The sequence below is a fragment of the Pseudolysinimonas sp. genome (genome assembly GCF_051954455.1).
In the GTDB taxonomy this organism is placed as follows: Bacteria; Actinomycetota; Actinomycetes; order Actinomycetales; family Microbacteriaceae; genus Pseudolysinimonas.
In genome coordinates this window covers 24,320-33,930 of sequence record NZ_JBQCHS010000019.1, presented here as the reverse complement: position 1 = coordinate 33,930, position 9,611 = coordinate 24,320, and the positions used below count along the sequence as shown (strand labels likewise).

Below are 9,611 nucleotides of genomic sequence, written 5' to 3'. Positions count from 1 at the left end.
CGGCCCACAGGTCGTCGGCGTCGTCGGTGCCGTCGGCGAGGGCGTTGGCGACCAGCTTCACGGTGCCCGAGCGGTGGTCGATCACGACGAGGTCGGCGACGAACGCGAGCGCCTGCCCAGGCACGTCCACGTCGGCGGGCGGCGCGTCGGGGAGCCGCTCGATCTGCCGGATCGCCTCCCAGCCGATGAAGCCGACCAGGCCGCCCGTGAGCGGAGGCAGCCCCGGGATGCGCGCGGTCTGCCAGCGCGCGTGCAGCGCCGCCAGGGCCTCCAGCGGGCGGAGCACCCCCGCCGTGCCGAGCGCGCGCTCGGCGCACAGCCCGTAGTCGAGCCAGCGGACCGCGTCGCCCTGCTGCGTCAGCACGCCGAAGGACGCCGCGCCGACGAACGAGAAACGGGACCAGATGCCGCCCTGCTCCGCCGACTCCAGGAGGAAGCCGCCCGGCGTGCCCATTGCGAGCTTGCGGTAGACGCCGATGGGCGTCTCGCCGTCGGCGAAGACCTCGCGCAGCACCGGGACCACGCGGTCCCCCGCCGCGACGCGGGCGTCGAAGTCGGCCCGGGAGGTGGTGCTCACGGCTCTCCGATCACGGGGGTCAGCGGGTCGACGTCGAAGCAGGCGTGCGCGCCGGTATGACACGCGGGGCCGATCTGCTCCACCTGGACCAGGAGCGTATCGCCGTCGCAGTCGAGGGCGGCGCCCTTCACGTACTGCCGGTGCCCGCTCGTGTCGCCCTTGCGCCAGTACTCCTGACGGCTGCGGGACCAGAACGTGACCCGGCCCTCGGTGAGTGTGCGGCGCAGGGCCTCCGCGTCCATGTAGCCGAGCATGAGCACGTCGCGCGAGCCCTGCTCCTGGATGATCGCGGGCAGCAGCCCGTCGGCATTGAAGCTCGCCCGCCGGATGACCGCGTCGACGTTCACCGGATCACCACCCCCTCCTCGCGCAGCGCGTCCTTGACCAGGCCGACGGTCAGCAGCCCGTCGTGGAAGACGGAGGCGGCGAGGACAGCGTCGGCGCCCGCGGCGACCGCCGGCGCGAAGTGCTCGAGCGCGCCCGCACCCCCGCTCGCGATGACCGGCACCGTGCTGATCCCCCGCATCGCCGTGACCAGCTCGAGGTCGAATCCCTGCTTCGTGCCGTCCGCGTCGATCGAGTTCACGAGCAGCTCGCCCGCGCCCCGCTCGATCGCCTCCCGCGCCCACGCGAGCGCGTCCAGGTCGGTCTCCGTGCGCCCGCCGTGCGTCGTGACGACGAAGCCCGAGTCGGTGCGCGGGCTGCGCTTCACGTCGAGGCTCAGCACGAGGACCTGCGCGCCGAACCGGTCGGCGATCTCGCCGACGAGCGCGGGCCGCGCGATGGCGGCGCTGTTGACGCCGACCTTGTCGGCGCCGGATGCGAGGAGCCGGGTGACGTCCTCGACCGCCCGCACGCCGCCCCCGACGGTGAGCGGGATGAAGACCTGCTCGGCGGTGGCCGTGACGGTCTCGTACATGGTGGCGCGGTCCTCGACCGTCGCCGTCACGTCGAGGAAGGTGATCTCGTCGGCCCCCTGCGCGTAGTAGAGGCGCGCGAGCTCGACCGGGTCACCGGCGTCGCGGAGGTTCAGGAAGTTGACGCCCTTGACGACGCGGCCCGCGGCCACGTCGAGGCACGGGATCACCCGGATCGCGACGTCGCTCATATCCGTGCGGCGTGGATCGCGCTGACCAGGATCGCGCGGGCGCCGATGTCGTAGAGCCGGTCCATGACCTCGTTGGTCTCCTCGCGGCGCACCATGACCCGCACCGCCACCCAGTCGCTGTCACGAAGCGGCGACACCGTGGGCGACTCGAGGCCGGGGGTGATCGCGGTCGCCTTCTCGACGAGCGCGGCCGGCAGGTCGTAGTCCATGAGAACCCAGCGGCGGGCGACCATGACGCCCTCGAGCCGGCGGCGCAGCACCATCAGGCCGTCGGGCTCGCTGCCGTTCGCGATGAGGACCGCGGTCGACTCGAGGATGACGGGGCCGAAGATCTCGAGGCCCTGCTTGCGCAGTGTGGTGCCGGTCTCGACCACGTCGGCGACCGCATCGGCGACGCCGAGCCGGACCGCCGACTCCACCGCGCCGTCCAGTCGCACGACGGTCGCGTCGATACCGCGCCGGGTCAGGAAGTCGCCGACGAGCCCGTCGTAGCTCGTCGCCACGCGGACGCCCTGCAGGTCGCCGAGCTCGGAGAACCGCCCGATCGGCCCAGCGAACCGGAAGGTCGAGGCCCCGAAGTCGAGCGCCTCGACCTCGACGGCCGCCGAGTGCGAGTCGAGCAGGAGGTCGCGGCCCGTGATGCCGACGTCGAGGGCGCCCGAGCCGACGTAGGTCGCGATGTCGCGCGGGCGCAGATAGAAGAACTCGACGTCGTTGCGCGGGTCGGCGACGATGAGCTCCTTCGGATCGCGGCGGCCGTGGTAGCCGGCCTCGGCCAGCATGGCCGCCGCGGTCTCGGAGAGGGTGCCCTTGTTGGGCACGGCGATGCGGAGCATCTTGAGGTCCTTCGGGGTCGTGGAGACGGTCGGCGGGATCTCAGAGATGTCGGTACACGTCGGCGGGCGTCAGGCCCTTCGCGAGCATCATCACCTGCAAGTGGTAGAGCAGCTGCGAGATCTCGAGGCTCGTCGCCTCGTCGGTCTCGTGCTCCGCCGCCATCCAGACCTCGGCGGCCTCCTCGACGATCTTCTTGCCGATCGCGTGGATGCCGGCGTCGAGCTCCGCGACCGTGCGCGAGCCCTCGGGGCGCGATGCGGCCTTCTCGCCGAGCTCGGCGAACAGCTCGTCGAAGGTCTTCACGGTGTCCAGGGTATCGGGGTGCGGGTCGAGTAGCCGGCCGCTACTCGACCCGCGAGGTCACTTGACGCCGAGCAGGTCGATCACGAACACGAGCGTGCGGCCCGAGAGCCGGTGCCCCGCGCCCGCCGGGCCGTACGCGAGTTCCGGCGGGACGACGAGCTGACGGCGCCCGCCGACCTTCATGCCGGGGATGCCCTCCTGCCAGCCGCGGATGAGGCCGCGCAGCGGGAACTCGATCGACTCGCCGCGGTCCCAGCTCGCGTCGAACTGCTCGCCGGACTCGAAGTCCACGCCCACGTAGTGCACGTCGACGGTCGCGCCGGGGGTGGCCTCCGGGCCGTCGCCGACCTCGATGTCGGTCACGACGAGCTCGGCCGGGGCCGGCCCCTCGAGGAAGTCGATCTCGGGCTTGGTCTTGTCTGCCATGGCTCCAGTCAAGCAGAGCCCCGGGGCCGGCCCACCCCGGCCCGGCCCTGCCCGGCCGCGCCCTCGCTCGTCAGAAATTCAGGAGATCGGCGGAGCGGCGCCGGCATCACCGCCGCGGCGTGCGGAAGTCACCTGGACTTTCGACGTGCGTGGTGCGTGGTGCGGGTGGGGGGCGCGGGGCGCGGGGCGCGTGGCCGAGGTGCCAGGCGGCTGGGGGCCGGGAGGCCGTCAGGCGTGGGCGGCGTCGCGGAGGGAGGCGATCGCGGCGACGGGGTCGTCGGCGCCGTAGACGCTCGAGCCGGCGACGAAGGTGTCGGCGCCGGCGGCGTAGGCGCGCGCGATGGTCGACGTGGAGATGCCGCCGTCGACCTGGAGCCAGGTGTCGGTCCCGGCGGCGTCGATCGCCGCGCGCACGACGGCGATCTTGTCGAGCATGTCGTCCATGAAACCCTGGCCGCCGAACCCTGGCTCAACCGTCATGACGAGCACCTGGTCGTACGCGTCGAGGTGGGCGATGACCTCGTCCGCGGGCGTGCCGGGCTTCAGCGCGATCCCGGCCCGCGATCCGCGTTCACGGAGCGCCGCCGCCAGTGCGAGCGGATCGGTGGCCGCCTCGGCGTGGAACGTCACCGAGAACGCGCCGAGCTCGGCGTATCCGGGCGCCCAGCGGTCGGCATCCGTGATCATGAGGTGCACGTCGAGAGGCACCGGCGACACCGCCTGAACCCGCTTCACCATCTGCGGGCCGAAGGTGAGGTTCGGCACGAAGTGGTTGTCCATGACGTCGACGTGCACCGCGTCGGCGGTCGCGATCCGCTGCAGCTCCGACTCCATGTTGACGAAGTCGGCGGAGAGGATGGACGGCTCGATCCGGATGGCGCGGCTCACGCATCCACCGTAAGCAACTGGATGAACATGGCGTCGGTGCCGTGCCGGTGCGGCCAGAGCTGCGCGCTCGTCGCCGCCGGCAGGCCCAGGTCGCGCGACGCGACGTCCGCGAGCACCGCGGGGGTGTCGAGGGTGCGGAGCCCCGGGTGGCGGACGAGCGCGACGGCCACCTGGTCGCGCGTCTCGCCGAGGTGCGGCGAGCAGGTGACGTAGGCGAGGATCCCGCCCGGCTTCAGCGCGACGACGGCGGCGTCGAGCAGCTCGGCCTGCAGCGCGGTCAGCGCCGCCAGGTCCGACGGCTGCTTGCGCCATCGCGCCTCGGGGCGCCGACGGAGCGCCCCGAGACCGGTGCACGGCGCGTCGAGGAGGATGCGGTCGAAGACGCCCGCATGCCCGCGGGCGAACGCGACGCCGTCGCCCTCGTGCACGACTGGGGCCGGGTCGAACACCTCCAGCGCGCGCCGCACGAGCCCCGCGCGCGCCGGCACGAGCTCGTTCGCCTCGAGGACCGCCCCTCCGATCCGGGCCTCGGCCGCGAGCAGGGCCGCCTTGCCGCCGGGGCCGGCGCAGAGGTCCAGCCAGCGCTCCCCCGGCGCGACCGGGCGGGCGCGGCTCATCGCGAGGGCGGCGAGCTGCGAGCCCTCGTCCTGCACGCGTGCCCGGCCCGCGGCGACGAGCGGGAGCGCGGCGGGATCACCGCCCGGAGACGCGACGGCGACCGGGGACACCGCGCCCGGCTCGCCGAGGTCGGCCGGGTCGGCGAGCCCCGGGAGCGCGACGAGTGCGACCCGCGGCGGGCGGTTGTCGGCGGCGAGGAGGTCGGCCAGCTCGGCCTCGGCGCCCTCGGCCGCCAGGGCGTCGCGCAGCGCCTCGACCACCCACTCGGGGTGCGCGGTGTCGGCCGCGAGCAGCGCATCGCCGACCAGGCCGTCCACGACGCGGGCGCGCCACTCCTCGGACGTGGAACGCGACACGGCGCGCAGGACGCCGTTCGCGAATCCCGAGGCGCTCCGCTTGCGCGCGGCGATGACGAGGGAGACCGCCTCGTCGACGGCCGCGTGCGCGGGCACGCGCATCCCGAGCAGCTGGCGCACGCCGAGCCGCAGGGCGTCGAGGACCTCGGGATCGATGCGGGCGACCGGCCGCCGCGCCGCGAGGGCGATCACGCGGTCGTCGTACCCCTGCATCCGCAGCGCGCCGTAGGTCAGCTCGGTGGCGAACGCCGCGTCCGCCGCCGAGAGCCCGGCGTCGCGGATGCGCGACGGCAGGAGCAGGTTGGCGTAGGCGTCACTCGCGTGCACGGCGCGCAGCACGTCGTACGCGACGCGGCGGGCGGGGCTGATCACGACGCCTGCGCGGGCGCGTCGGCGGGGCGCCCGCGCCACCAGTCCGCGGCCGCCATCGGGCGGCGCCCGGCGGGCTGGACGAGGACGAGCTCGATCGGCTCGCCCTCGGTGCCCGCGAGCAGGCGGCCGGCCCGCAGCTCGAGCCGCCCGGGCGGGAGCGGGGCCATGCCCCGCGCCAGGACCGCGTCGAGGATCTTCAGGCGGTCGCCGTCGAGCTCGGTGAAGGCGCCCGGCTCGGGTGTGACGCCGCGGATCTGCGCGTCGACCGAGTCGGCCGGCCTGGCCCAGACGATGCGGGCGTCGTCGATCGTGAGCTTCGGGGCGAGCGTCACCTCGCCCTCCTGGGCGACGGCCGTCGTGGTGCCGCTCGCCAGCCGGTCGACGACGTCGACGAGGAGCTCGGCGCCCTCCTCCGCCTGCGCCTCGAGCAGGTGACCGGCGGTCTCGCGCGCGCCGATCGGGCGGCGCTGCACGCCGAAGACGGGACCGGCGTCGAGCTCCGGCACCAGCTGGAAGACGGCCGCCCCGGTCTCGCGGTCGCCCGCCATGACGGCGCGCTGCACCGGCGCGGCGCCCCGCCAGCGCGGCAGCAGGGAGAAGTGCAGGTTGATCCAGCCGAGGCGCGGCCCCGAGAGCAGCGGCTCGCGGATGAGGCCGCCGTACGCCACGACCACGCCGAGGTCCGGTCGGAGCGCGAGCAGCTCGTCGGTCACCGGGCCGAGGCGGTTCGCCTTCACGACGGGGACGCCCGCGTCGGCGGCCAGGTCGGCCACAGGCGTCGGGGTGAGCACGCGCTTGCGCCCCTGCGGGGAGTCCTCCCGGGTCACGATGGCGACGACCTCGTGCGGCCCGGCCAGGAGCGCCCGGAGCGACGGGACCGCGGCGGCGGGGCTTCCGGCGTACACGATCCGCAGCGGTTCCACCCCTCGATCCTCCCAGGGATCGCGCTCGCTCACTCGCCGAACGGATCCGGATCGTCGAGATGCACCCGCAGCGGCAGCGGCTGTCGGCCCCGGGGCGGCGTGCCGGCCGGGCGCCTCCGTCGAGCGGTCGCCTGCCGGATGACCTCGGCCCGCAGCGCGGCGGCGACCGCCGCCCCGTGGGCGTAGTCGAAGCGGACGATCGCCCGCGCGTCGTCGCCCTCGACGGTCTGGCCGACGACCTCCGCGCCGTCGGGCAGCGCCGCGATCGCCGTGGCGACGGCGTCTGGCCGGCCCGTGACGGTGGCGGCGCGCACGCTCGGCGGGAACCGGAGCGCCCGCCGGTCGGCGAGCTCGGCGCGCGCGTAGGCGGTCGTGTCGCCCGTCACCATCGCCGTGGCGAGAGCTCCTCCGACCCCGACGACGAGCACCGGGGCGTCGTCCGCCGCGAGCGACAGCGCCGACGACCACCAGCGGAGCACGTCCTCCCCCACCCGCAGGCTCGCGCGGGCGACCATCCGATCGCCGTCGAGCAGCAGCACCGCCCGGTAGCCGCCCGCCGCGATCGGCTCCGCCCCGCGCGTGGCGATGACGATCGCGGGAGCCGGCCCCACCTCGCGCACGGTCCGCTCGCCGTCCGCGACCACGATCCGTACGCCCGGGAACGCGCGCCCCAAGTCCTCCGCGGTCCGGCTCGCCCCCGCCCCGCTCGGGCGCATCCGGTGACCGCCGCAGTTCGCGCAGACCCACGCGGCGTCGGGGCGCCCGCACCAGCGGCAGGTGGGCACGACGCCCGCCCGGGTCTGGTGGAGCGGGCCACCGCAGGTGCGACAGCGGGCGGCCTCGCCGCAGTCGACGCAGCGGAGTCCCAGGGAGTAGCCCGGGCGGGCGACCTGGACGAGCACCGGACCGGATTTCGCGGCCGCGGACGCCTCGCGCCACGCGATCGACGGGATCCGGGCCTGCGCCGCGAGCGGGTCCTGCGCCGCGATGTTGGCGGTCGGGATCACGCGCGGGCGCCGCGGTCGCTCGGGCCCGACGTCGCGGAGCCAGCCCACCTCCACGAGGCGTTCGACGTCGGTCGTGCGGGTGTGCCCCGCGATCACGAGCGCGGACCCCTGCTGCTCCTGGCGCACGAGCGCGGCGTCGCGGGCGTGCACATAGGGCGCGAGCGGCTCGGCGAGGAGCGGGTCGCCGTCGTCCCAGATCACGAGGAGGCCGAGGCGGGTCGCGGGGGCGTAGACCGCCGCGCGGGAGCCGATGACCGCGAGCGGCGCGTCGCCCATCGCCCGCAGCAGGCCGCGGTAGCGCTCCGCGTTGCTCTGGGTGGCGTTCCAGCGGACGATCGACTCCGCCGGCAGCAGGGTCGCGAGAGCCGCGCCGAGCTGGTCCTCGTCGCGGTAGTCGGGCAGCACGACGATCGCCGACTCCCCCGCGGCGACCGTGCGCGCGACGAGCCGCGCGAGCACCATCGCCCAGCGCCCGATCCAGGCACCGGCGACCTCCTCGACCCCGGTCGGGACGCGGAGCGCCACCCGGCCGCGGGCCTCGACCGCGGCGCCGAGCGCCGGACCGTACCCGGGGAGATCCGGGGGCGCGACGGGCGGTGCCGGCTCGTCGTCACCGCGAGCGAGCCACGCCTTCTCGACCCGGACCTGACGCGTCGGGATCGCGTGGCGGAGGACGTCGGAGGCCGACCCGGCCGCGCGGTCGGCCACCGCGCGCGCGAGACGCCACACCTCGGGCCGGAGCACCGCGACGGGCGACACCACCGACTCCACGTCGCTCAGCGGGCCGGGGAACTGCTGCTGGTCGGCGAGCTCGACGACGTACCCGTCGGCGAGGCGCCCCGCCGTGCGGAGCGGCACGCGCACGCGCACGCCCGGCTGAACGTCCATCCCCTGGGGGATGCGATAGTCGAGGAGCCGGTCGAGCTGCGGCAGCGGCGAGTCGACCAGGACCCGCGCGACCGTGGCGGCGGCGGTCGGCACCTAGACGCCGGCGGCGGCCCGCAGCTGGTCGACGCGGTCGGTGCGCTCCCAGGTGAAGTCGGGCAGCTCCCGTCCGAAGTGGCCGTAGCTCGCGGTCCGCGCGTAGATCGGGCGGAGCAGGTCGAGGTCGCGGATGATGGCGGCGGGACGCAGGTCGAACACCTCGCGCACCGCCGCCGTGATGCGCTCCTCCGGCACCGTCGCCGTGCCGAAGGTCTCGACGTAGAGGCCCACCGGGGCCGCGGTGCCGATCGCGTACGCGACCTGCAGCTCGACCCGGTCGGCGAGCCCGGCGGCGACGACGTTCTTGGCGACCCAGCGCATGGCGTAGGCGGCGGAGCGGTCGACCTTCGACGGGTCCTTGCCGCTGAAGGCGCCGCCGCCGTGGCGGGCCGCGCCGCCATAGGTGTCGACGATGATCTTGCGGCCGGTGAGGCCGGCGTCGCCCTGCGGGCCGCCGATCTCGAAGACGCCGGTGGGATTGATGTAGCGCCGCGCCGCCTCCCACGGGAGGTCGATCCTGTCCATGACCGGGCGGATGACGAGCTCCTCGAGCTCCGCGTGCAGCTGCTTCTGGCTGACCCGGGGCGAGTGCTGCGCCGAGATGACGATCGCCTCGACGCTCGCCGGGGTCGTGCCGTCGTAGCCGATCGTGACCTGGGTCTTGCCGTCGGGGCGGAGGTAGTCGACCTCGCCCGCATGACGGACCTCGGCGAGCCGCTCGGAGAGGCGGTGCGCGAGCCAGATCGGGAGGGGCATGAGGCTCGGCGTCTCGCGGACGGCGTAGCCGAACATGATGCCCTGGTCGCCTGCGCCCTGCCGGTCGAGCTCGTCGGCGCTCGACCCGGAGCGCGACTCGAGCGCCGTGTCGACGCCCGCCGCGATGTCGGGCGACTGCGAGCCGATCGAGATCTCGACGCCGCAGGAGCGCCCGTCGAACCACACCTCGGACGAGGTGTAGCCGATCTCGGTGATCCGCTGCCGCACGATGGCCGGGATGTCGACGTAGCCCGAGGTGGTGACCTCGCCGGCCACGTGGACGAGGCCCGTCGTCACGAGCGTCTCGACGGCGACGCGTGCGCCCGGATCCTGCGTCAGCATCGCGTCGAGGATGCTGTCGCTGATCTGATCGCAGATCTTGTCCGGGTGCCCCTCGGTGACCGACTCGGACGTGAAGAGGCGCAGCTGGGTCACGGGATCCTTCGCGGGGAGGTG

The 9,611-nt window shown here is 74.8% G+C and carries 10 protein-coding genes and 1 pseudogene; all 11 read right to left on the bottom strand.

The genetic code is table 11. The annotated features are described in order from the left end of the window. Nucleotides 1-577: pseudogene (locus tag ACTHM3_RS09160) on the bottom strand (anthranilate synthase component I); the annotation flags it as partial. Next, nucleotides 574-924: a phosphoribosyl-AMP cyclohydrolase gene (hisI, locus tag ACTHM3_RS09155; protein ID WP_440405783.1), complete on the bottom strand. Its 351-nt coding sequence runs from the start codon at nucleotides 922-924 to the stop codon at nucleotides 574-576. The pseudogene ACTHM3_RS09160 and the gene hisI, both read right to left, overlap by 4 nt. Further along, complete coding sequence (gene hisF / locus ACTHM3_RS09150; protein ID WP_440405782.1) at nucleotides 921-1,685, bottom strand: imidazole glycerol phosphate synthase subunit HisF; 765 nt, start codon at nucleotides 1,683-1,685, stop codon at nucleotides 921-923. The genes hisI and hisF overlap by 4 nt, the downstream gene beginning before the upstream one ends. Beyond that, nucleotides 1,682-2,521, bottom strand: a complete 840-nt coding sequence (gene hisG / locus ACTHM3_RS09145; protein WP_440405781.1) for an ATP phosphoribosyltransferase — start codon at nucleotides 2,519-2,521, stop codon at nucleotides 1,682-1,684. The genes hisF and hisG overlap by 4 nt, the downstream gene beginning before the upstream one ends. 40 nt (nucleotides 2,522-2,561) lie before the next feature. Next, complete coding sequence (locus tag ACTHM3_RS09140; RefSeq protein WP_440405780.1) at nucleotides 2,562-2,825, bottom strand: phosphoribosyl-ATP diphosphatase; 264 nt, start codon at nucleotides 2,823-2,825, stop codon at nucleotides 2,562-2,564. Between the two features lie 57 nt (nucleotides 2,826-2,882). Next, the gene (locus ACTHM3_RS09135; protein ID WP_440405779.1) at nucleotides 2,883-3,251 is read right to left on the bottom strand and encodes an FKBP-type peptidyl-prolyl cis-trans isomerase; all 369 of its coding nucleotides are present in this window, start codon (nucleotides 3,249-3,251) and stop codon (nucleotides 2,883-2,885) included. Between the two features lie 228 nt (nucleotides 3,252-3,479). Then, nucleotides 3,480-4,139: a ribulose-phosphate 3-epimerase gene (rpe, locus tag ACTHM3_RS09130; RefSeq protein ID WP_440405778.1), complete on the bottom strand. Its 660-nt coding sequence runs from the start codon at nucleotides 4,137-4,139 to the stop codon at nucleotides 3,480-3,482. Continuing rightward, nucleotides 4,136-5,485 carry an RsmB/NOP family class I SAM-dependent RNA methyltransferase gene (locus ACTHM3_RS09125; RefSeq protein ID WP_440405777.1) on the bottom strand — a complete coding sequence of 450 codons (1,350 nt, stop codon included), beginning with the start codon at nucleotides 5,483-5,485 and terminating at the stop codon, nucleotides 4,136-4,138. Before ACTHM3_RS09125 ends, rpe begins: the two co-directional genes overlap by 4 nt. Beyond that, nucleotides 5,482-6,399 (bottom strand): methionyl-tRNA formyltransferase, encoded by a 918-nt coding sequence (fmt, locus tag ACTHM3_RS09120; protein WP_440405785.1) that lies wholly within the window; start codon nucleotides 6,397-6,399, stop codon nucleotides 5,482-5,484. Before fmt ends, ACTHM3_RS09125 begins: the two co-directional genes overlap by 4 nt. A 38-nt stretch (nucleotides 6,400-6,437) precedes the next feature. Further along, nucleotides 6,438-8,396, bottom strand: a complete 1,959-nt coding sequence (locus ACTHM3_RS09115) for a primosomal protein N' (protein ID WP_440405776.1) — start codon at nucleotides 8,394-8,396, stop codon at nucleotides 6,438-6,440. Continuing rightward, nucleotides 8,397-9,590, bottom strand: a complete 1,194-nt coding sequence (gene metK, locus ACTHM3_RS09110; RefSeq protein ID WP_440405775.1) for a methionine adenosyltransferase — start codon at nucleotides 9,588-9,590, stop codon at nucleotides 8,397-8,399. Nucleotides 9,591-9,611 lie beyond the last annotated feature (21 nt).